Origin of the sequence: Sphingobacterium sp. WOUb80, assembly GCF_050058145.1 — a bacterium.
Classification (GTDB): domain Bacteria; phylum Bacteroidota; class Bacteroidia; order Sphingobacteriales; family Sphingobacteriaceae; genus Sphingobacterium.
This window is the reverse complement of the sequence record NZ_CP165617.1, coordinates 5,213,689-5,236,935: the sequence shown is the minus strand read 5'-3', so window position 1 is coordinate 5,236,935 and position 23,247 is coordinate 5,213,689. Positions and strand designations below refer to the sequence as shown.

Here is a 23,247-nt window from a genome sequence, read left to right as displayed (position 1 = left end):
TTATATATCCTTTTGAAAGCCTTCTTGATAATCCACCCTTGTCCTGGCTAGTGCATTTGGGAAGTTTGTGTGGATATACGATATCATTTCCTCGCGTATAAAACAGCGCAGGTCAAAAGCCTGCCCCGAATTGCGGCAGCTCATCAGGCAGCGGATCTCCATGGTACGCTCTTTTAAATCTGTAACCTGAAGCACATTGACTTTCCCGTCCCAAAGCGGATGCCCAGTAAGTAGGGAAGTCAATTTTTCACGCAATAGCTGGACAGGTACCGTAAAATCTGTATAGATAAATACGGTTCCTAATATCTCAGAAGTTGTGCGCGTCCAATTTTGGAATGGCTTTTCAATAAAATAGGTAATGGGTAAAACCAAGCGGCGTTTGTCCCAGATATTGACCACTACGTAAGTTAAATTGATTTCCTCCACGCGCCCCCATTCCCCTTCTACTACTAATACGTCATCCATACGTATAGGTTGTGTAAAAGCAATCTGAAAGCCAGCGAGGAGATTTCCCAAGGACTTCTGTGCAGCAAAACCGATGATAATACCACCAACCCCCACACCTGTGAGCAAGCCGGCTCCGATCTTTTGCATACTATCAAAGCTTAATAGAATAATCGCCAAAGAGATTACGATGATAAGGGTAACCACCACTTTTCGGATAAAGACGATTTGCGTCCTAATCTTTCGTTCGCGCAGGTTATTCTCCTTGTTAATATCAAAACGATGATAGAGATAATCTTCAAAAACCTTGATCCCCTGTATCAGGACGATGGCAAAGAAACTAACCAATAAAAGTTCATTGGTTTTGCTCACCACACGGAGCGTCCTTTCGTTAAATTGGGTAAAGGGCAGTAAACTATTGAAAACAATTAAGGGGATAAATACACTCAACACACTGTTAAAACGTCTTACAAAGGAACGAAATAAACTATAAGATTCCTGCTGAATCGCTTGTCTGCGCAAAAGCGGTATAAAAATCAGTTTGATCAGAAAACCTATTAAAAATGAAAAGAGGATTAATGCAATATTCCAGAGCCAGGCGGGCAACTTCTGTGAAAGTTGAATTAATGTTTCGTTCATCATATTGTTCTTTCTTTGTGTTTACGATCTATAGCTTATTAAAGTATAACTGCTAAGAAGGCCTAACGTTTGTTTTATTTTGAGAAAAATCAGTTAAGAGGATAGCTAAGAATATTTTTGCGCATGATACTAATCACAGATAAGCATTTACAAACAAAAAAAAATATTTAAGACAAAAAAAACAACACATTAAGCGCAACAAAAACCACACACATACAACACAAATAAATAAATCACAGAAAAAGACCAAATAAAATGCTTAATTATAATAAAAAAACATAAAATCAAATAAAATAAACAAAAAAAAGACAAAAAAATGAATTAAAATACCAACAAAAACAGTTTTTAATTAAAAAATCAGGTAAAAAAACAGATTAAAATTGAAAACAAAACAAAAAAATCATATATTTACATCACCTTGATAGGTTTATAATTGGTTATTTGAAGGTTTTCATTCTCCCCGAGTGAAAACCTTTTTTTATTTTTATATTTAATCCTCAATAAATGACCTCTTTGAAATTCTCCACAGCGAAATTCAATCAAGCTATAGCAGATTAGCAGAAATATATCCAACAACTTCATGCTCTTAACTTAAATTCTCAGTATCTACATATCCTACTCCTGATGATAGCCTTTTGGTATGTTTTTTGAGCCTAAAGAGCCAATTACAAACAGATAACTGGCTTTATATAGCATGCTTCACTTAAACATACTATAAAAAAGGTATTTACCGTTTATAATAAAGTTTAAAGCGTAGGAATTTCAAACTTTCCAAGAAAATTAAACCAAACACTGATAAAAAAAATGAGCAAGAAAAAAGACAATTCTAGATGGCTGAATGTGGCCATATCCTGGGGAGCGAGTATCGTAATCATCGGGGTACTATTTAAGATTCTCCATATTGGCGGCACCACAGCCAACTATATGATCGGAATCGGTTTAGGTGTAGAAGCCTTCCTTTTCTTTTTAATGGGTTTCAACCCACCCGCACCAGAACCGGACTGGACACGTGTCTATCCCGAATTGGACGACAATTTTAATGGCGAGCTTCCACAAAGAGGAAAAACTGTGGTTGCCCAACCGGCAGGCCCATCGGCAACTGCCGCGTTAGATAAAATGTTCGCCGATGCCAACATTGAACCGGCAAGCATTGAAAATCTAGGTCGTGGCCTACGCGATTTCAGTGAGAAAGTATCTGCCATAAACAAGTTATCCGATGTTTCATTAGCAACAGAGGAGTTTACCAATAAGCTGCGAACAGCAACTTCAAAATTTGACAACCTGAGTCTCGCTTTTGAAAAAGCATCGGAAAACCTGGTCGCGATGTCAAACACTTCGGGCGATACGTCAAACTACCACGAACAGGTAAAAAGTTTGACAACCAATCTAAGTCAGTTAAATGCGATGTATGAACGGGAATTGCGCGATTCAGCATCACATTTACAATCGATGAACAAGTTTTATGAGAACCTAAGTTTTACCATGCAAAACTTCAACGAATCGCTGGATGATTCCAAAGCATTCAAAGATGAAGTGGGCAAGCTAGCGAAAAACCTCAATGCCTTGAATGCCATTTATGGCAATATGTTGAGCGCGATGAATCAACCGCGTGTGTAATTAATTCTTGTATTACTTAAATCAAAAACAATGGCATTAGGAAGAGAAACTCCAAGGCAAAGGATGATTGGCATCCTCTATCTGGTCTTGCTCGCCTTATTGGCGCTCAACGTACCGGATTCCATCTTGGATGCATTCAAAAATATCAATAACAGTCTCGAAACATCCAAATCGAATGTCAGCACAGCCGTTCAACAGCTGTTTACCGCATTCGAAAACACCAAATTAAAAGAAGAACCCGCACGTGCAAAGCCGATTTATGACAAGGCCAAAAAAGCGCAGGCTATCATTGGCGAGCTCAATCAATATATCGCTTCCTTAAAAGAGGAGTTCGTCAAACAAGGCGGTGGATACGATGAAGAAAAAGGCGATCTTGCACAACGTGAAAACGAGGACATTTCCCCAAATCTGATGATCAATGAGAAAAAGGGAACGCTCTTAAAAGACAAAATAAATTCGACACGTACGAAATTATTGGCTCTACTCACGCCGGAAGAACAAAAGATGGTATCATTCTCACTGGAAGCAAAAGATCCAGAGAAAGCTGTCAATGGCAAAAAATCCTGGGAAGAAATCAATTTTGGCAGTGGTACACCTTTGACAGCAGCAATGACTATTTTGACCAAAATACAGACCGACGCACAAAACGCAGAATCTGATGTGGTTAAGCTTATTTTAGGTAAAATGGATCAAGCCGTGGTGAACCTGGACAAATTTGCAGCGGTTGCTGTTGCACCGACCTCCTATTTAGTCCAAGGACAGCCTTACAAAGCAGAGGTATTTCTGACAGCGTCCGATTCCAAATCTGAACCGGCCATTTCGGTGAATGGATCATCGCTTCAGGTGGTGGATGGAAAAGGTGTTTATTCAGTCAACACAAGCCGTGAAGGTATCTATACCTGGAGTGGTGTGATCAAGGTGAAACAGACCGATGGATCCTATAAAGAATATCGTACCCCTGTACAGACCTATCAAGTAGCGCGTCCTTCAGCAGTCGTTTCACCAGACAAGATGAACGTGCTTTATATTGGTGTTAACAACCCGATATCGGTATCAGCTCCGGGTACATCTACCGATAAAATCCGTGTCAGCATGAGTGGCGGTAGTATTTCCAGTGCGGGAGGCGGTAAGTATAATGTGAAAGTGAGTTCTCCGGGAACAGCACATATTTCAGTATCCGCTGAGGTAGCACCGGGAAAAACGCAGACCTTGAGTTCGACAGAATTCCGTGTGAAACGCATTCCAGATCCTATTGCCAAGTTTGCTGGCAAAACAGGTGGATCAATGGCTACTGTAGCACTTAAGGCACAAAATGCATTGTTTGCGAAACTGGATAACTTTGACTTTGATGCAACTTTTAGGGTTACCAAATTTACGATGATCATTGCGAAGCCACGTGCGGATGCAATCGTATTGTCGACTTCGGGTGGCCAGTTAAGCTCAAGCATGTCTTCAGCCCTCAATGGCATTGTACCGGGCACACGCGTCATCTTCGACAATATCGTTGCCGTAGGTCCAGACGGAACCTCCAGACAGCTCAATGCAGTTGCTTTGACAGCAAATTAATATAACAGAACTACATCTGCTACATAACAAGCCCTGCTCCCAAAAAGAAGCAGGGCTTCTTTGAACTACTTTCTCCACCGCCACCAGATCCAACATCCTAGCACAGCTAGTAAAACGCCCCCTATCGCAAAGATCTCAGTTGATACGACTTTATTTTCCCGCTTCACACGCGAATCCGAAGTACTTGCCTCCTTTCTATTGGTCTGCTGAAGCCGCAAATTCTCTTCCCATCGCTTTATGTTCGACTGGTGAGCGAAAATTTTCCCGCCCTTGGCCCATAACCCACAATCCGGGTGAAACCACATTGGACTATCCGTACTAAAATACCAATAGGAAGACAAACTATCCTGCTGCTGCTGATGAAATTGCAAATTCTGCTGCTCATGTTGATTATAAGTCCTACTGGATTTCTCTTCCAACTGTTTTTTTCCCCGGAAGACGCTACAGCCGGTGACCACAGCAACGCTTATCACCAAGAGGCAAAACACTAGACTCTCAGAGTCTGAAATTGTGTATTTATTCATGACCGTGCTCTCCTCAATCGATCCAATTTGCAATAGCATAAATGGTTGTAAGGGGCCGCCGCCGTGATTCTACCCGGTCGTGGCTATTTCCTTCTACCGAGATCAACATTTGGCCATGAACTGCTTTGACTAGCCCTACATGATGGATCCGTTTCAATTGGCTGCTATAGATCGCGAACAAATCGGCTTGTCGTACATTTCCTTCCAATAACTGCGCTTTGATATAGCGACGCGCTTTCGGAAAGAGCGCAGGACTCCAGGCACTGCGCGGCTTTGAACGACCAGCCTGCCCATAACACCAGCTAGCAAATGCTGCACACCATTCATAGCCATCACCTAGGCCTACATAGGCAAGGTACTTCGAAATCTCTGCACCCTTATTATCGCCTCCGCGCTCCCTTACCCCAATTTCATTCGCTGCAATTTCATAGATTTGCCGTCTTAGCAGATCGGTATTTCGTACACTAGCGTTGCTATACGTTCCCTCTAAAACAGCATTTCCAGTAGCAGGAGAAATGCAAAGAGCAATAGAAAGAAAACAGAGAAATAAAGAATGGATTGTTGCCATGAGCTTAATTGATTAAAATGATAATAAATATCCTGTCTATAATATTTAAAAGGTCTCCATAGGTACTCCAGCAACCAAGTGCAGCAACAGATAAAAACCAGTCCGGCCATCAGCCCAAAATACAACAGGGATAGCACCCCCATATCAAGCGCAGCTGATGCTGGGTCGAAAAATTGCAAAATACTTCCAACAAATAGGAAAATAATGACCAATAATATACTTGCCATACCGAGCATGTATTTGGGCTCGATCGGCAGTTTTTGTGTTAGACCATACCATGGTCCTTTCATTTCTACACTATTCATAGTGATATAATTTAATGATATAAAATAGTTATATGTTGCCCGCATATTGACTCCGCGAATAGCGGTTTCGACTCCGATCGCGTACCAAGATAAAGACATCAAGCCGGACATTTTTCATATAATCAGGCAGTTCGAGTCTTAGGCCTGAACTCGAGCGCGTAACCAGGGTCTCGTTACGGATAGCAACTCCGGCTATCGGATCATAAACCACCAACAACAGCTCGTCATCGTGATTCATGGCCGTGATCTTACCACCATCAAAGTCCAGCCACAAAGCATTATTATTCAGCGTCATATTCTCTATGTTTATCCCCCTTACGGAACCATCAGAGAGCAGAATCAGAGCAGGATCAATGTATAGCTCCGGGTATTCACCTTTGACAGCATATTTGACCGCATGCGCCATTGCCAGATTGCGTGCGGACACATGCTTTGCTTTTTCCCGGCTCACATACTGCGCAAATCCCTCCTTAAGAACCGATGCCAATGGCAAAAGATATTGGCTAGCTAGATAAAACTTTTGCTGCGTCAGCAGCATACCTATTGTCTTATTTCTTTTTCTTTTTTTCATCTGAAATTGTATTAATTGAATGGTTTCCTTATTTGATATCAAAATGTACCAAGGGCAGGCATGCCCTTGGTACATTTTCTGCAGCTTAGGCGAGCATTATTTCACCGAGATAACTGCTTCTGCTGATTTTGGTCTTTGTCCGGTCTGACATGAAATACCAGATATGTACGGCATCACCCAACAGATGCTCAGGCACTCCAAATGTGATCACCCCATCTTGCCTTTTCGGCACAGTTGGCGTAGTCATGAATTCATCCTTTGCAGGATGGTAACAGATCACATAAAAGAGATCGTCTCCTTTTGTTTCGTAGACATCGTTATTGCCCGTCGACCAGGCCACTGTGATCTCATCCGCATCAAAACCAGCTTCTACTGTTCCGCCACCACCATAGATCCCGTCCGCAATTCTGATCTTGCTATAGTCCAAACTCAGATCAGGATAGACACCCTGAATGGCCAGATCCTGATTTAGCTGAAAAGCATAGTTGAGCGGTGTAAGACGATCTGCCTTTTTCTGGCCAAAACCGATTTTTAGAAAATTATTTATCGGCAGCAGAAAACGCATTAACGTCTTAAATCGCGTCTGTACGATCAGTTGTGCTTCCGTATACGGCTTATTGCTCTTTTTAGCAAGTCCTCTGATGTAGTTGATGCTCTTCCAGCTGGCACCGATCACTGAGCCGGCCTTACCACTGAAGCCTCCATTTGCTCCATTTACAATTGTTCCCATTTTTAAAAATTTTAAGGATTAAAAAATAAATCGCCAAGATTTTCATACCGGTATTTTCGCTTGACAGAACAAACATAAAACATTCATTAACAGAAAAATACACCTAAAACAGATTGTCCGACGCTTGTCCGACAGGAATCTATCAATTGTCCGACGGCCGCCAATAGACAAGTAGAAACCCCTACAATGATCTGCTACCGGATTGCTTATGGCCTCCGGTGGGGATTGACTTATCAAATACCGATGAATCCCCTAGTTGAGACCTAGTTTGATAGGTAAACACTAGGTCTCAACTAGGAGTCAACTAGGCATACTGGCGAGCGAAGGGCATGACAGGGACGAACAAAGCCTATGGCATAAGGAAACAAAAGCAGCAGCGAAGCCCGGCCGATGGCCAAGAACTTCGCCGCAGTTTAAATATCAACCATTCAGGTAACGTTTGAGCCGTAAAACATCGTCAAGTTTAAAATACTTCTTCCCCCCTTTATCGCGCTGATGTACCCGAATGAGGCCTAAGTTTTGATACCGCAACAACGTGCGGTCCGATACCCCTACGGTGTCTTTGACATATGCTGTATCACGAAGTTCAATATTGGTATCATCAACCTGAATGCTATGCAGCACTGCTGTTTTCAGTTTTTGTATTTCTGTAAAAAGTATATGCAAGGCCTGCAAGAGATGAGCATCTGTCTTACGGCCGATATTGTTGAATGAATCTTTTCTCATATTTTTAATTGTATATAATGGCAAATGGAATTATCCTCCAAGCGTATTGGAATTAATAAAGCTAAAGAAGTCTGCATACAGTTTTTTATCACCCACAGGAAGCGTTTTTTTCGTCCCTTCGGTCATCAATACGCCACCAACCCCATAGCTGTAAAAAAAATTGATATTAATTACAATGCTCTGATGGCATTGCTTAAACCATCTGACCGGCAATCGCCCCAACACTTCCCGCATGGTACTGCTGCAGCTGAGTATTTTACCCCCGATCATGTGAAATTTAACCTGGCCATTGGCACTTTCCACATAAACAAGTTCTTTCATACGAACCTCCGTCCGCTGATAACGCACCGGCCCTTTGATCATAAAATAATAGGTATAATTTTCCAGTGAATCGTGATCAGATAGTGGAATCAATTTAGCTAGCGCGTCATCCACCCGGCGCAGTGCCGCATAGAAACGACTCATAGACACCTCTTTGAGCAGTACATCAACGACACCGAAATCATATCCCGGATCCTCGTATTGGCGGTGTGCGGTATAAAGTATCGTTTTTAGATTTGAGCTGGGTAAGGTTCTTAAAAAATCAAAAGCGTTCATTCTTCCAAGCTCCACATCGAGGATCATAAAATCCACTTTGTTGGCACGCAGAAAAATCCGGGCGTCTTGCGGATCATTAAAAGTTTTGGCAATCTGCACATAGCCGATCTCTTCGACCATCTCAAGCAGATGGTCGATATGCGGCTTTTGGTCATCGATGATGATTCCAATCCATATTCTATTCATATTTCCATCATTTTTTTGTTCCTTTAATTATCTGTAGTGCTGCACACATAGCGTAAGTTCATAATGATCAGCGTCCTGCTTTTCTTCCATCGAAAAGTCCGTTCCAAAGAGGTATTCCATGCGAGTTCGTACATTCCGAAGTCCTACATCGTGACTTGGTAGGATTTGAGGTCCGCTTCGCTTTCTATTTTCAACCGTGATCCGATAACCAGCATGGTCGACAAGAATGTCGATTTTGGCGGGGTGATCTTTATCCCACAAGTCCGCATGCTTAAATAAGTTACCAGCGAGCGTCTGCAATAGTGTAGGTGCAGTACTAAATCGCATCAGGTTACCCGAGCAGGAAAGATTTATGTAAAAAGGATTTGGTTCGACTTTCTCCTGTATAGACAGGTACTGCTCCAGTGCTGTCACTTCATCCGCTAATAAAATATGGGTTGCCCCCTCCACGTGATGGGCCTCCATATAGAATTTCATTAAGCGATAAATTTCCGTAAGCTGCAAGCCCAATTCAACATCAAATGGGTCCACCTTATTCTTTAAATGGCTAAAGATATTCGCCATCATATGCGGATGCACCTGTGCAGATAAGGTTGTATACTGAAAAGATTTCATGCTAGATTCTGCATCCAGACGTGCTTTCACTGCCACAAGTTTATCATTCGATTCACGAAGCTTACTCTTATAGTAATAATAGCCCACTGCCATGACCGTATAATTACTATGCATGACGAGAAAGGTCTGAGAATACTTTGCCCAACTAAAGGCATGATGAACGATAACGTACTTATTATTTATAATCTCTAGTCCAAACTTGCCATACAATTCATGGTACACCATTAGTGCGGAGAGTAAATAAAAGCCTATCATCAACACTATAGTTCCCAGTATATGCCCCCGATCGTAAACATACTTAAAGATCAGATACACCGTATAGAAGATGATCGCACAATAAAATACGGTGATGAAGGAAGCTCCCAGATTCAGTCTGGAATTGCCAAGTGCGTTTACGACAAAAAAATAAATGCTATATAAAATCCAGAAACAGCAGTGCAACAACCACTTTCTTTTAAAGAACCTATTCATATTATTGGTTTATAATTGATAATCTAAAGATAATTACAACATCATGTTTAAACAAGTATTCTGATCGATTTCTTATCAAATCGTTACAGGAAGGGGATAACTCAGGTAAGTAAACTTATCAAACAGCAATTGTTTCTCTTTCATGCTAAATGAAATTATACGATTAGTTACCGACCAGGTTGCTTCATCCGAGCTTGGCGACATGGTCTTGTGTAGGTAAAGCCACGGCTCCCAGGCCTCCGGATATTCCAACAGGACCTCTTCAAAATCCTCATAGATGATTCTGCTGTAGTATTCCGTAAAATGATTTCGATTCGGATACCAGTTCACATCACAATGGTCCAATGTACGAATAGTAATATTTTCATTTTCCAAGGGCATTTCGGCAATCAGTACTGTCAGTTTTTTTCCAAGCAGGTGCACCATATCCAGAAGACCATACTGTACCGAAATCTGTCCATTTAAAAATGGTATCTTCTTCAATTTGCTCCGCTGCGCTTCTTTGGCTGCGCTTACTCCACCATCAAGGTAGCAGAATATGTGATAGCCAAGATCCATCTGCTGCCGTAACTTAAAGAAAAGATAAGGATCCTCGGCTTCCAGAAATACAACTTGTTTTTGCCAGCGGTCACCGAGCAGAGCTGCGTAATGCTGTGACTGCTGCGACATAACCTCTTTAGCCACAGGAATACAAAGTTTATAGCCGCGCTGAACCAGAAAGGCAGGAACAGCCCGATAGTAGCCAAAATGAAAACTCAGGATAAATTGAGCGCGTTCCGGAGAAAGCCAATAGGTTTCGTCATTGAACTGAAATTTAATGGCGTCCGTTTCTGCCTGCCGCCTTGAAAAATTGATCGTCGCACGGTGTAGATTTTGCTGGATATCGAGCTGATGGATACCCAAAAGATGCTGCACATTGGCTGAGAAAAAAACGAAGTCCCGCCAATCCTTTTCGGTGTACCCCTGCATGGCGGCTTTCCAAATAAATTGCATATAAAAATATTTTAGGGTTAATATTGGGAATATGCTATGCCCAAGGATAAGGCACAGCATATTCAGTTATCATCATGTTCTTAAGGGAAAACGATATTGCATTTCCCTCCATCTTCCTCTTCATCAACACCTAACATCAGTTCAGTGATGGTCAGAGGTTGCGGATTGTAAAGACCAAATTGGGCCAATAGTGTTGTTATTTCCACGTTGTTTCTCGTAAAAAATAAAACCATAGGCTGTTCTCGCAACAGCTTGACGGCTTCAGGCACTGAAGACTGTGGATCGATCGGGAGTAAAAATTCAACTAATAATTGGAGAGCTAAAGGACATCGCCTTCATCTGCCACTTGATTCCTAAACTTTCCATTTTGCAAGTGATTTAGGTGGCAAATGAGGTTTTTCTAGAGGCAAAAGGCTTTATAGGGGTAGTTTCGTCATTGATTTTCAATCATCGTAGCTTTACTAAATAACCATATATCACTGAAAGTAAACCAAATAAACAAAAATTACAGATGACAGCAGATTCGCGCAGCCCCAAGGCTGGACTAAAACTATTGTTTGATTTTTGGGGAAAATATCATGCAATAGACAGCTTCCACTATCAGTGGGCAAAGGACAACCTCAAGATTAAGATTGTCAAACGAGGCGAGCAGCTCAGTCGAGCTGACCATCATTCGGAAATGACCTATTTTGTCGCTAAAGGCCTCCTGGCTCGGATTGAAGAAAACGCCGAAACCGGCAAGCGCAGGATTATGAGCCTGGCTATTCCGAACATGGCTTTAATGACGACCAATCACCTATATACACATCATCTAAACAGCGGGCATATTGTGGCACTTCGTTCGGGAATTATTATTGCGATTCCACACCATGTGCTACGACAGTTTCAGGAACAGGAAAAATCCATCGATACATTGATTGACGTATTGGGCAATAAAAAGAAAAGGCAACTGGTTCTGCTTAGGCAGGCCACCTTGGGCTACTCACCTTTTGACCGCTACCTCAACTTTGCCAGGTTGTTGCCCGAAATCAAAGCTGCGACCACTCAAATTGAGCAGGCAGATCTGCTCGGCATTTCCCGTCACACGGTGCAGCAGGCGCAGTATTTTCTGCTCACGGGCAAATATGCTCAAAAATAGCTCCTATGGTACAGGCCTATATCGGACTTGTTTTGCGTGCAACTTTGTATCAGGAGCCAGCGAAAGATGCTGGCTATGATAAACATTTTATAAACTAAACTTTAAGCTTATGCTTACAAAAAGAAACAGCTGGCTACGTGCCGGCGCATTAAGCGTATTAGGATTGGGGCTCGCTTATGGAGCCCAAAGTTTCACTGACAAGGAAGAAGTGAAAGTAGATCGGAAAGCGGATTTTGTTGAATGGAAGTACGAAGGTACGTCCAACAACCTATCACAGGCTCTTGATGCCGACAATTATTCTCCGGCCGGATCGACTTCTTGTGGGGGTACCCCACAGACAATCTGTCGTATTTCAGCGCCAGAAGACCTCTCAAATCCCGGGCACCCAGATATGAGTGCAGCCGTGGGATCGTCAACAGTAGGAGCAGATATTCAGAACTCCGTATCGAATCCTACACCTACTATTAACAGTACCGTAAAAAGCCTACGTTCATTTTAGGCTGCTTCCTACTACGATTAACAAGGGGATACTCCAATGGAGTTCCCCTTGTTGACTAACGTATATTTTGCTGCATACCAGTCTGCCTGACCACTTCATCAGGTATTAGGTAGTAATAACGGCTATCATTGGGTGGTATTTCTGCGATGACATTTCCAGCGTCGTCCCTTCTTTGCAAAACAATTTCCCGTCCTTGCTCACGATTTAAACGTTTTATATCGCTCCACCTCAGCCCACGAAAAATCAATTCCTTACGCCGTTCGTTTAAGATTTGGCCAATAGCCGCCTCCTTATCAGAAAATGTAATTGGACTATAGGTTCCTAACCTCCATTTATAGGTTAACAAGTTATTTAGTTGCTCCGCTGCTTTATTCAGATCCCCTTTTCGTGCGGCACATTCTGCTGAGATCAACAGCACTTCGTCCGTTGTCAATCCAAAGAATAAAGTTGAAAATGTACCCGGATAGTTCCCTTTCAAGCCAATGTGCCCATTTCCTTTGTCATAGAAATAAGCACTTTTACGAAGATCATTATCGGCATATTGTTCATACAGTTCGCGATTTACATTGGCACTGTTCTGTAAAAGCAGATTTCCTGTTACACCATAAACCGCATAGATAATCTCATTATGGTTGATCGGAAAGGGACTCATGCTTTCTAGATCAAGGGTACTCAGATCCGTTACTTTACGATAAAGTTTTAGGGATGCATCAGCGTATTTTTCAGCCAGCTCATATTGATTGAACGACAGATAAATACGGGACAAAAGTGCATAGGCTGCAGCCTTCGTCGGTTTTACTTTTGATACAGCGGTTTCAGGGAGAAGATCTAGCGCTTCGTTGAGATCCTTTAATATGGCGGAAACATTTTCAGCAACAGTACCACGTTGTGAGACGACGCTGTAATCTGAGGTGAGACGAATTGGTATTCCCGGTTTTGCATCTGCCCCCACCTGACCAATTTCCGTATACACCTGTGCTTCACAGTAATGAACGAGTGCTCTGGTAAATAGCGCTTCACCTCGCATTGTCTTTTTCTCTGGTTCATCACCCGTTTTTATACGATCGAGCGCCTCTAAGGCTACATTTACCGTCATCACAGCCCGATAGCCGTTGTACCAATCTCCTGATAGATCAATTGCAGGATAGTTCTTCTTCCATAGGTACATTCCCTGATCGGTTTCACTCATATTTCTAAGGGTATTATCCTCAAGGTAATAGTCGTCGGTGCCATTTTCCAATAACGAAGAGGCGAACACATTCAGATTACTGACATCATTTAGCAAGCCCCTGATATCCTCCATCGTTTCGGGGACTGCAATTGAAGCATCCGGTTTTAGATCAAGATACTTCTTACAGGACACTAACGTGAACGCGCAGCCTATAATTAATAAAATACAGTTTTTCATTATTTAATATTTTACGTTGATATTTAAACCATAAGTACGTATAGCGGGAATACCATAACTATCCGGATCAAGCCCATATTTGTTCTTCCTCCAGATAATCCCCACATTGTTTACATAGCCATTCACAGCTATTGCTATCGGTTTATTTGCTGTCTTGGCAGCAAACGAATAACCCAGGCGAATATCCGAGATCCGTATATGGTCACCTTTTAGCACATTCATCGACGAATTGGCATAAAAATCATCCCTACTGACGTTAGCTGGATAAATCATTGAAGGCACCGAAGTCCTGGCCTCGTCGCCAGGCTGCTGCCATCTATCCGCAAAGTCTGCATTTCCTTTCCATGATTTGAAGAGCGTAGCGTAATTGATCGTCTCCTTTTGGAAGAAGTAACCAAATTTATACACCAGATTGAGTGAAGCTTGGAATCCCTTCCATTGAACACTTGGCCTCAAGCTTCCCTGATACGTCGGCAGCCCTCTTCCATGATAGTTCAGGTTCTGGACGGAATCATACAGCATGCCCGAATAATTCTTGCTGACTTCACCACGATACCAGCCCAGCGGATCTCCCGTATTGGGATCAAGCCCTTTAAAAGGATACGAAAAGACAGGATAGAGACCTCTTCCCTCATAGGGCATTAAGGCTCTTCCGCCAGCAGAAGCATAGAACAAGGCGTTGGATACTGTACCCTTATATTTTGTCACTTTATCCGTGTTGTAGGCAAACAAGGCCTCTAGCCCTACCTTCAGCGATTTATTTAATGCCTGTCGATAGCCGATATTGAGATCGAAGCCCCTCCCCTTTAATTCTCCCACATTACGACGCATATTATAGAGCCCCAATGTCGGATCAATTGTTTCTGTCGCCAATAGATCGGTAGACTTTTTAAGGTAATAGTCAAAACTTCCCGACAGCCTATTATTCAGAAAAGCAAAATCTAGGGCAAAGTTATTCATCCGCACATCCTCCCATTTCAGGTTGGGATTTGGAAGTTCTCCCACACTGGCCTTTCGCTCCGTTTCCAGGTCATTTCTCGGATTGTCATAATAGATAATCGGCAGTGTAGTTGATACCCCGCCTAAGTTACCCGAATGCCCGACTGTGGTTCTAAATTTCAATAGATCTATCCAGTTCAACTTATCCATAAACTTCTCATTTGTGATGACCCAGGCTAGACCTGCAGACCAGAGCGGGTTCCATTTATCATTGGTTTTTACACCAAATAAGTTCGATGCATCACGGCGAGCAGAAAAATTGGCTATATACCGATTTTTATAGGTCACCGCAGCATTTCCAAATAAGGATACAAAGCGATTACTGGTCTGTCCAAATCCATTATAAAATGGAATGCGCAAATTGCCTGAAAGGTTACTATAGATGGGATAAGTGTTAATGGGATCAACGTTTATACTGGTCATTGTATTTTTATCGTAACCATAGGCAGTATTCAATCTGGTATCCGTACTTGCGTGACTAATTTCTGCACCGCCAAATAGGTTAAACTTCCAGTCCTCCTGTAAGCTGAAGTCCGAGCTCGCCTGAAAACGTGCCTTATGTGACAGCATCCGGCTGGTATTATTCTGCATAATATCCCCCAGTGGTACAATCCGTGTAATGGCGCCATTTTTAACCTGACTGAACCGATTAATTAGATCACGCGTGTAGAAGGAGTTCACACCATTGCGCTTTTCTGTATCGACAGACTGGTTCTCATAATTGTACAGACCACTCAGCGTCAAAAACGGAAACGGTTTGTAGGTCAAGGTTGCATTCAGTACAATATCCTTTGTATTGCTGTTTGTCTGACTTTCCTTATAGTCTTCCAGAGGCTTATACGTCCAGTCGAGCAACTGCGGCTCAGGGATATCCTGCACAAAAGAGAGGTTATAGTTGTACGGGATAGCCAGCGAACTTCCATCATCACTTTTCAATTGTGCATAAGGATACAGCGCAGCCTTACCTCCTAATGGATTGATCGGAAAAGAAGGAAAAGTAGGACTTGACGTCGACTTTTGGTTGGACCAAGCCATGCCTACCTGTAACTGCAGCTGATCCGAAAAATCGTATCGATTCGAAGTCTGCAATGTCAGATGCTGGCTATTGCTCGCCTGCTGCTGTTCGCTGTTGCGATCATACCCAAGGGCAATACGATTCGTAAATTTATCCCTTGCCAAATCATTAGATAGATGGTACTGCTGCCGCATCGGATTGCGGTATAGGTTGTCCATTACCTCCTTCCTGTAATCGTGGTTTCTGAACGAGTTGATCTGCTGATCTGCCTCTTCCATGGAAATCAACCCCTTAGATTGTTGATAGAGCAGCTGCACCACCGGCGAGAATACAAGAAGTCTGCTATTGACACTATTCAATGATGCCTTGTAAAAGCCTTTGTCAAATAACATACGCTCGACATCGATAAAATCCGTTGAAGAAATATTCCGCAGGTAAAAGAGATCCTGTTTTTCGCCGAAAGTCAGATTATGGGTAAACTCCATTTTATTATACCCTTTGCTATTCTTTTTCAGATTAATCACAATTACGCCATTTCCCGCACGCGCACCCCAGATAGACGCAGCGGAGGCATCTTTTAATAAGGTTACAGACTCCACATCATTGGGATTGATATTGGCAATATCTCCCGAATAAGGAAAATTATCAACAATAATCAGTGGCTGCATCAGGTTATCGGATAACGTATTAATACCACGAATATTAATGACCGATTTACCAGTGCGATTGTCAAACTGCAGCCCAGGAGCCAAATATTCCAGTTTCTGCAGAATATTGTTGGATATCCGTGTGGTCAATTTTGTACTGTCGATCTGTGAAAAACTTGCTGTAGACCGCTCCTTCGCGAATGACTGATACCCTGTGTTAACTTCCACAACATCCAATACCTGTTCTTTTTGGTTTAGGACTACTTCGAGCTTATCGGCATAATCATTCCAAGTTAAGCGCTTCGATTCAAAGCCCAGAATCGACACAGCAACTTCCAAGGGTTTAGGCACATCGACTATGACAAAGGCTCCATTTTGATCAGTCTTAAAACTCAACCTTGTTTTCTCTAATCGAATATTAACATTGGCGATGGGTTTACCATGTTGGTCCATCACCTTACCACTATATCTACCCTGGGCAGATACTGTTAGGCTATAGCAAAGTATAACCAGCAGACTAATTAGGCATCTCATATTTCAGACTATAATCGATAAAGGCCTTAACTTTTTGTTCGTCTACAAACTCCGCGCTTGTGATCGCTGATATCCGACCGATTGGTGTAATCCAGACATAGTAGGGCACGCCTCTGTGTGGAAACAAGGCATTCAAATACTGATCACCATACACTGTCGGAAGTATATTATCCCGGAGAAAATCATTTCGCATACGATGAATCTGATCATTCTCTTCGCTGTTGACCAGTAACACATTAAAATCTCGCTGAAACTTCAGTTGCAAAACATGGAGTTTTGGGAATTTGGTGATGCAGGAGGCGCAAGAGGTACTCCAAAAGTCAAGTATCAATGGCTTTCCCCTGAATTGTGCCATGGATACTACGGCGGTCTTACCGTTGCTATAAACATTCAACTGCTGATTCCAAAAATCTTCGGGGACATAATAGTCTACCCCAATTGGAGTGACAAGAGAAAGCCCATCCGCCCCGCTGTCCTTGCGGGGCGTCTGAGCAGATAAACTAAACATAGAAACCAAACACAGCAGTATCGCTCGTGCTCGTTTGCTCTTAAAGACCTTGTGTAAATTATATAGTATTGTTTTCATCATCTTAAGGTTTTGGTTGGTTAATGGATTGAAAAAAATCGTTGATTTTTTTGGTCAGTCTGATTTCCTCCATATTCAGGTCCAGTGTCGACAGTTTTACTTGGGTTGTATCTATCTGACGGCTATGCGTCAGGAAATACGCCATCAGAGCACGCAGGATATCGGCTAAGAAGAGCGTTTGCTGTACAGCTTCTAATTTGCTTTCGGTAGCTGTCCCAAGTGTTTTACATTTCAAATCAAATGCGTAGAGGTACTCTCGAATCGTTACGAGCGGATAGTGATCCCAAAAGTTTACAATCGCTTTTAGCGGATCGTAGCCTTCCTCATGGACTTCGTAAAATGGCTTGTCTAGCTGCAAGAGTTTTGCATAAATGGCTTTCATTTGTTTAGTTTTTAGCTGTAAACTAAGCACATAGATTTCCCAGCCCGACCGAAATCAGGTTTTTGTAGGAACCCTGAGCATGCTTAGGTCAGGTAAACAATAATTTAATTGGGGAGCTAGATCGCATTTGAATGGTTATTCACAATGGTTATATATTGGCGTGATGCAATCCATAGCAGTGTAGGGTCAAATTCTATTTGACGAAGCTATCCGAGCTACTCGGGAGCCGTAATCAGATTTTTTGTTGTCTGTTTTTTAAGGTTCATACTCACGTTTATAATTGTGAGTCTTCTTCGGGAGGAAAGGGCTATAGCAGGCCCTATCACCGCACAGCAAGGTTCCGACGCCTTTTAGAAACGGTTACGATAGGGCCCATGACGCTATAGCTGTACAAATGTACAATAAAGCTATCATAGGCATTATCCTATCGTCTCGTTCTAAATCAAATTGTCGGAATTTGCTGTCGAGACTCTTTAGTTTAATACCTTTTAATCTTGAATACTAGATCAAAGATAAATATCAAAATTTAAAAAAGCAAAATTATTATTTACGAATAATAAATAAAAAGATTCATTTAATGAATAAAAAGTAACATTTAATAAATAAACACTTTTAAAATGAATGCTTCAACTAAATCTAACAACACTGATCCTGATTTTCTTGCGATAAAATCCTTGTTTGAATCGGGCATCATCAAATCCATGAAATTATTAGAAAAACAAGGACCTACGAAGATGGCCAAGGCTTTAGGTCTTCAATATAATTCCTACCTTGATAAACTAGGAAATCCTCAAAAATTTACTTTTGCCCATATATTTAAGATGGCAGATCTATGTGATCTAGATCCTGATTTAATTTACAAAGTCATAAAGAATCAAGCTGATGTTTAAATTATGACGATTTGGAAAGCTAAATTTGAAATCAATATTAAACTAAACGGGGTTAAAAAATTATATTGGGTCATCCTTAAAATCAAAAAGCCGCTCCCTTCCGGAAATGGCTCAAAATAAATATCTATAAACTTTAAAAGTACTTGATTACAGTTTTTCGATTTCTTCGATAGAAAGTCCGGTTCCTTTAGCAATATCAGCAATAGGTAAACCCATTTTCTTAAACTCCAATGCAATGGCAACAGCTTCCTCGCGCTTACCTTTTTCAATGCCTTTCTGAATTCCCTTTTTTTCAGCTTTATCTAATAAATATTCTTGAGTGCCCATAGTATCGCTCCTTCCTATTTTTGTTTTAATTTCTTCCTCAAATATACTCAAAACTTCCTCATTATCAAAACTTACGTAATAAGTTAGAAAATCATAGAGCCCTTGACGTGTACCCTTATCCATTTCTCTTTTCATCATCTCATCATAGAGATCATGTTTTATTTCTTTCAGTCCCTCATCGGTCACTTTCTTGTTTACTATAGCCAAAAGTGCGGTAAGGACAATCACAGAAAATGGGTTTCTATTTGATCGTAATTCCGATTCTTCCTGATCCAGGATCTTGTAACTGTTAAAATCGTAGCGCAATGAAGTTCCCATAAACTCCTGGCTATATACCACTGGTCGATAACCTTTGCTTTCATCTGCCAAAATTGCAATAGCAGTAATTGGAACTTTGTAACGATCCCATATTCTATAAAAATAGCGAAACATACGCTCGGCCAAATCGCCCCTGCCTTTATTGCTCTGGATCTCTACATGGCAGAGTACAAACTGTTCGCGGCCATCCTTTAAAAATACCTTCACAAGCTTGTCGACGTAACGCACTCCCCTGCCGGTGCTTTCCGGAGGAAACAAAGTCTCAAACTCTTTATCGAGATAATCAAAGGGTTTGTTCAAATCAAAAACAGCATCTGCATCCTGAAAAATAAATCGTAGAAAATGCGAAAATGTTTGCTCCAAAATAGATTTCCACAAGGGATCATCTATACGCCTTCTTCTTGGACCCATAATTATTTATCAACTGGTTAACAGTACAAAGATACGAATTATCAATACAAAATACTAATATAATTAGTATCTATAGGGAAGGGTTAGCGCTCCCTTGATGGTCGCATCTTTAGTATCCTTTTTTCTCAAAGGGCACTTATATTGATTATAAGCAGTGGACAAAAAATAAATATCCGTGCACATAATAACTTTAAGTTATTATAACTACCTTTAAAATTACATTAAGCTTAATAATCACACAGCTTCTTTACTCAAATAGCAAAAAATATGCAATTTAAAACGACTCTACGATCACTGCTTTTTGTCTGCACCATAGGCCTGTTTTTTAGCTCTTGCCAAAAGGACGACCATTCTGAACCGAAGGATCGTATCGATATTGAAACGAAAGATGCTAACTGGACGAAATTGAGTATCCCGGGGCAGCTGAGAGGTACATCGGCTATTTACGGTAATATTGACGATACCTTGGTCGTAGCCACCATGTACAAGATTTACATTACCACAGATAAAGGAGCTTCATGGCAAATGGTCAACGATGCTGGATTTGGCATACCAAGCTTCAGTATGTATCAGGGAGAATTGATGGCTTTAAGCAATTTCCAGGACCATTCGACAAGTCCGACTTTATTCTCGTTGGACAAGGGCAAAAATTGGAGCAAAAAAGGTAAATATGGCTACGAAGTCTACGATAAAGTAAAGGTCAATCGAAAAGAAACAAAGATCAGTGAAACTGAATCCTACAAAATCGTCCCGCAGCCGAAAGAAATTATCGACAAAGAATATGGACGCCCGTTAATGCAGCCCGATAAATTAGTAAGGGTTACTGATAAAGACGAACAGCTACTTGATTTTCCTTTCCGTCGACAACTGAACTATATTTACCATGATAAGAAAAATCGACTTTATATTGGCGCCGAGGGAACTCGTTTTGAGTGGTCTGTTAAAGGGAATGAGCGTACTTATCCGACGTCCACAGATACAGCGATCATTTACATCAGCAAACAGCCTATTAACAAACAATAACGAAACAGCGCCTAATTATTCGGAAAGAACAAGCGAATGATCGTTCCCTTACCCAGCTTACTGGAGAGATTAACGTTACCGTCCAGACGTTCCATTAACTCTTTGACTAAGGAGAGTCCTATCCCCGAGCCCTGTGCTTCAAGCGCGTTACCTGCGCGCTCATGGGCTTTAAATACAACATCTAGGTCTTCATCTGGAATGCCGATCCCATTGTCTTCCAAATAATATACAATCCCTTTGCTCGTCTTTTCACTATTTATAGCAAGATAATCCTCATCTGTTTGTTTTGCATATTTCAATGCGTTGGATATCAGATTATAAAAAATCTGATAAGCTACCCCACAGTCTGCGTCGAGCTTGTAGAGATTTCCTAATCTAAACTCCAACTGTGATGCTGGATAAATAAGCTTTACCTCATCTATCCATTCCACGATCTTTTTATCCATATCCAAACATTCACTGACCGGATTGACAGCTCTAATTTTATTTAGCTGCAGGGTTTGGTTGATAATAGACTGAATATTCTCTATGGCGCCACGCATATTTTCAAGCCATTTTTGCTGAACATCTTCGGGTATACTTGTATTTCGACGCAGCATATCATTTCCCATCTTCAGAATGGATAATGGGTTTTTTAAATCATGTGAAAGGGTATTGGATAATTGATCCAGCTTTCTATTAAAAGATATTTGCTCTTTTTGGCTTTCAGCTTTATCATAGGCAAGTTTTCGTTCCGTCACATCCCATGAGGAATGTAAAATAGCATAAGTATTTCCCTTTTCGTCCAATAATGCTTTGTACTCGAAATCAAAGTACCGTTTGATAATATTTCTTCCGGATACGATATCTGCCGGAGTATCCTTAGCACGATAGGTAATCCCTGTCTTCCACACATTTTTCAAAATAGATGAAAACCCTTCCTTTTCAAAGCTGGGAAAACAGACACACAAAGTATGCCCTAAAATTGAGCTGCTTGCATGCCATGTATCCAGCATTGCTTGGTTGGCAAAAGCAATATTGAGGTCTGCACTGTCATAAATAGCCGTAGCTAAAGGAGACCGTTCCAGAACTGACAGCAAAAAGTGCTCATCAAAAGGCATACAGAAAGAAATTTAGCAATCGTGAATGTATAGATATAGGGAACTCTAAGAAATTAATGCAACAGAAATGATGCCATTCTTTGTAACCTGTTTTTATCTTAACCTTTAAGAAAGTTTTATATGAACAAAGTAGGAAAAAAAATCAGGTTAATTCTACAGCAAAAAAGCTGGAGCCAACAGGATGTAGCAAAAAAATTGGGGATTTCCATTCCCGCATTTTAAAAAATAGAAACAGGCATTACAGATCTTAATCTCTCTCGAATACACCAAATCGCAAAGTCATTTAATTTTACAGCGGTGCAGCTTTTATCTTTTTCTGAAACAGATCCCGTAAATGATTTTGTTGACGGTATAACTTTAATTCATCAAAAGCTGAAAGAACGGAAGAGGAAATAATCCAACGCTTGGGATTAAGAGGTATAGACGAATTTTAATAAGAAATAGTAATCGGAATAGACTTAAAAGTACTCATATTAAACGTGGTATTTTTATATAATATAACGAGATTGTACTGACCAGATTGCCATTGTCTCTCACCGGAAATCTCACTGCCCAAACCATCTTTCTCGGAACCGATTAGAATGTCATCGCCACTTATCACACCATTGACCAACTTGTAAGTATTCACTTTTGATGCTGGCCCCAGATCTTTATGCTCCACTTTAGAGATAATGATAGCCTTTGTCAAGTCAAGTTTATCAACCGTTTCAGGAAAATGATTCAGGGCTCGCCTGATCAATGCTGTATATAAAATGCCATCCCCCTGTATTTGCTTGATCTGCGCACGTGCCGTAAACTTATCCCCTTTTTTGAAAACCAATGGAGTCTCAACATAGGTATTCATATAGTATATCATATCATCGTTTCGGGAGAAGATGTCACGGTCCACGATGGGATCCACTGGCATATTAGCCGCATCGAAGATCTGAAAGTCCTCCTTTAATTCCAGCTTAGATCCATTGACATCATTTACGATAAAGAAAAAATCAAATTTACCCTCAGGCGCTTCCACTGGAATGGTAAAATGTTTATGCACATTGGCATTTTTTAATCCCTTAAACTCTTCCCAAGCAATTTCCATTTTCCACGGCGATGAATTCGTCAGTCCAGCCTTCGGTAAAATTTTGACTTGAACAGACTCTATTTTATCTCCGGCCAGAATATCCGCATTAAAATGGAAATCCCGCCCTCGGATTGCTTGCTTATTATTGGCATAGCCAATTTCAACGTTTTCTGCTTTTGGTAAGACGACCTCAGGTGCCTCCACGTCCTTTTTACAAGACTCAAAAAGCCAGGATACCAGCATAAATGCCAGGATAATTTTTATTGGTTTGATCATTTGGTATAGTATTTTTATTGCAATATTGTTGCAAATATAGCAAAATCAAAACAAAAGCAATACAGTTGCGTTAAATAAA

Annotated in this window: 24 protein-coding genes; 6 read left to right on the top strand and 18 right to left on the bottom strand. The window is 41.2% G+C overall.

Going from position 1 to position 23,247, the window contains the following annotated elements:
• The gene (locus AB1Z56_RS21765) at positions 1-1,086 is read right to left on the bottom strand and encodes a mechanosensitive ion channel family protein (RefSeq protein WP_426790142.1); all 1,086 of its coding nucleotides are present in this window, start codon (positions 1,084-1,086) and stop codon (positions 1-3) included.
• Between the two features lie 801 nt (positions 1,087-1,887).
• On the opposite strand from AB1Z56_RS21765, the gene gldL reads away from it, so the two are divergent.
• Together gldL and gldM are read left to right on the top strand one after the other, a co-directional pair.
• Entirely contained in the window at positions 1,888-2,700 is an 813-nt protein-coding gene (gene gldL / locus AB1Z56_RS21760; RefSeq protein ID WP_426790141.1) for a gliding motility protein GldL, read from the top strand.
• 30 nt (positions 2,701-2,730) lie between these two features.
• Entirely contained in the window at positions 2,731-4,266 is a 1,536-nt protein-coding gene (gene gldM / locus AB1Z56_RS21755) for a gliding motility protein GldM (protein ID WP_309367419.1), read from the top strand.
• A gap of 65 nt (positions 4,267-4,331) precedes the next feature.
• Here the strand turns inward: gldM and AB1Z56_RS21750 are convergent, their stop codons facing one another.
• The 10 genes from AB1Z56_RS21750 to AB1Z56_RS21705 form a co-directional block, all read right to left on the bottom strand.
• Complete coding sequence (locus tag AB1Z56_RS21750; protein WP_426790140.1) at positions 4,332-4,829, bottom strand: hypothetical protein; 498 nt, start codon at positions 4,827-4,829, stop codon at positions 4,332-4,334.
• The gene (locus tag AB1Z56_RS21745) at positions 4,804-5,358 is read right to left on the bottom strand and encodes a CHAP domain-containing protein (protein WP_426790139.1); all 555 of its coding nucleotides are present in this window, start codon (positions 5,356-5,358) and stop codon (positions 4,804-4,806) included. Before AB1Z56_RS21745 ends, AB1Z56_RS21750 begins: the two co-directional genes overlap by 26 nt.
• Complete coding sequence (locus tag AB1Z56_RS21740) at positions 5,277-5,663, bottom strand: hypothetical protein (protein ID WP_313264604.1); 387 nt, start codon at positions 5,661-5,663, stop codon at positions 5,277-5,279. Before AB1Z56_RS21740 ends, AB1Z56_RS21745 begins: the two co-directional genes overlap by 82 nt.
• Positions 5,664-5,691: 28 nt before the next feature.
• Positions 5,692-6,309 (bottom strand): DUF6266 family protein, encoded by a 618-nt coding sequence (locus AB1Z56_RS21735; RefSeq protein ID WP_426790138.1) that lies wholly within the window; start codon positions 6,307-6,309, stop codon positions 5,692-5,694.
• 10 nt (positions 6,310-6,319) lie between these two features.
• Entirely contained in the window at positions 6,320-6,964 is a 645-nt protein-coding gene (locus AB1Z56_RS21730; RefSeq protein ID WP_309367414.1) for a DUF6266 family protein, read from the bottom strand.
• Between the two features lie 420 nt (positions 6,965-7,384).
• A complete protein-coding gene (locus AB1Z56_RS21725; RefSeq protein ID WP_313264608.1) occupies positions 7,385-7,690 on the bottom strand; it encodes a MerR family transcriptional regulator in 306 nt (101 codons plus the stop codon).
• Positions 7,691-7,720: 30 nt separating this feature from the next.
• Positions 7,721-8,473 (bottom strand): LytR/AlgR family response regulator transcription factor, encoded by a 753-nt coding sequence (locus AB1Z56_RS21720; protein WP_426790137.1) that lies wholly within the window; start codon positions 8,471-8,473, stop codon positions 7,721-7,723.
• Between the two features lie 27 nt (positions 8,474-8,500).
• Complete coding sequence (locus AB1Z56_RS21715) at positions 8,501-9,559, bottom strand: histidine kinase (RefSeq protein WP_426790136.1); 1,059 nt, start codon at positions 9,557-9,559, stop codon at positions 8,501-8,503.
• Positions 9,560-9,634: 75 nt separating this feature from the next.
• On the bottom strand, positions 9,635-10,552 hold the full coding sequence (locus tag AB1Z56_RS21710) for a hypothetical protein (RefSeq protein WP_426790135.1): 918 nt from the start codon (positions 10,550-10,552) through the stop codon (positions 9,635-9,637).
• Positions 10,553-10,632: 80 nt separating this feature from the next.
• Positions 10,633-10,758, bottom strand: a complete 126-nt coding sequence (locus AB1Z56_RS21705) for a hypothetical protein (RefSeq protein WP_426790134.1) — start codon at positions 10,756-10,758, stop codon at positions 10,633-10,635.
• A gap of 305 nt (positions 10,759-11,063) precedes the next feature.
• Here AB1Z56_RS21705 and AB1Z56_RS21700 point away from each other — a divergent pair, with 305 nt between their 5' ends.
• A complete protein-coding gene (locus AB1Z56_RS21700; RefSeq protein ID WP_426790133.1) occupies positions 11,064-11,690 on the top strand; it encodes a hypothetical protein in 627 nt (208 codons plus the stop codon).
• A gap of 109 nt (positions 11,691-11,799) precedes the next feature.
• Entirely contained in the window at positions 11,800-12,189 is a 390-nt protein-coding gene (locus AB1Z56_RS21695) for a hypothetical protein (RefSeq protein WP_426790132.1), read from the top strand.
• A 55-nt stretch (positions 12,190-12,244) separates the two neighbouring features.
• Here AB1Z56_RS21695 and AB1Z56_RS21690 read toward each other — a convergent pair whose 3' ends face one another.
• Genes AB1Z56_RS21690 through AB1Z56_RS21675 form a run of 4 tightly spaced genes read right to left on the bottom strand, consistent with a single transcriptional unit; the run spans position 12,245 to position 17,760 of the window.
• Positions 12,245-13,597 carry a RagB/SusD family nutrient uptake outer membrane protein gene (locus AB1Z56_RS21690; RefSeq protein ID WP_426790131.1) on the bottom strand — a complete coding sequence of 451 codons (1,353 nt, stop codon included), beginning with the start codon at positions 13,595-13,597 and terminating at the stop codon, positions 12,245-12,247.
• Positions 13,598-13,600: 3 nt separating this feature from the next.
• Positions 13,601-16,792 (bottom strand): SusC/RagA family TonB-linked outer membrane protein, encoded by a 3,192-nt coding sequence (locus tag AB1Z56_RS21685; RefSeq protein WP_426790130.1) that lies wholly within the window; start codon positions 16,790-16,792, stop codon positions 13,601-13,603.
• Positions 16,776-17,381: a TlpA family protein disulfide reductase gene (locus tag AB1Z56_RS21680; protein ID WP_426790129.1), complete on the bottom strand. Its 606-nt coding sequence runs from the start codon at positions 17,379-17,381 to the stop codon at positions 16,776-16,778. Before AB1Z56_RS21680 ends, AB1Z56_RS21685 begins: the two co-directional genes overlap by 17 nt.
• 1 nt (position 17,382) lies before the next feature.
• Positions 17,383-17,760 (bottom strand): hypothetical protein, encoded by a 378-nt coding sequence (locus AB1Z56_RS21675; protein WP_426790128.1) that lies wholly within the window; start codon positions 17,758-17,760, stop codon positions 17,383-17,385.
• A gap of 617 nt (positions 17,761-18,377) precedes the next feature.
• On the opposite strand from AB1Z56_RS21675, the gene AB1Z56_RS21670 reads away from it, so the two are divergent.
• The gene (locus AB1Z56_RS21670; protein WP_426790127.1) at positions 18,378-18,650 is read left to right on the top strand and encodes a hypothetical protein; all 273 of its coding nucleotides are present in this window, start codon (positions 18,378-18,380) and stop codon (positions 18,648-18,650) included.
• A 147-nt stretch (positions 18,651-18,797) separates the two neighbouring features.
• Here AB1Z56_RS21670 and AB1Z56_RS21665 read toward each other — a convergent pair whose 3' ends face one another.
• Positions 18,798-19,706, bottom strand: a complete 909-nt coding sequence (locus AB1Z56_RS21665) for an Rpn family recombination-promoting nuclease/putative transposase (RefSeq protein WP_426790126.1) — start codon at positions 19,704-19,706, stop codon at positions 18,798-18,800.
• Between the two features lie 267 nt (positions 19,707-19,973).
• Between AB1Z56_RS21665 and AB1Z56_RS21660 the strand changes: the two genes are divergently transcribed.
• On the top strand, positions 19,974-20,729 hold the full coding sequence (locus AB1Z56_RS21660; protein WP_426790125.1) for a hypothetical protein: 756 nt from the start codon (positions 19,974-19,976) through the stop codon (positions 20,727-20,729).
• Positions 20,730-20,740: 11 nt separating this feature from the next.
• Here the strand turns inward: AB1Z56_RS21660 and AB1Z56_RS21655 are convergent, their stop codons facing one another.
• Together AB1Z56_RS21655 and AB1Z56_RS21650 are read right to left on the bottom strand one after the other, a co-directional pair.
• The gene (locus AB1Z56_RS21655) at positions 20,741-21,829 is read right to left on the bottom strand and encodes an ATP-binding protein (protein ID WP_426790124.1); all 1,089 of its coding nucleotides are present in this window, start codon (positions 21,827-21,829) and stop codon (positions 20,741-20,743) included.
• Positions 21,830-22,259: 430 nt separating this feature from the next.
• The gene (locus AB1Z56_RS21650; RefSeq protein ID WP_426790123.1) at positions 22,260-23,168 is read right to left on the bottom strand and encodes a DUF4625 domain-containing protein; all 909 of its coding nucleotides are present in this window, start codon (positions 23,166-23,168) and stop codon (positions 22,260-22,262) included.
• Positions 23,169-23,247: the final 79 nt, after the last annotated feature.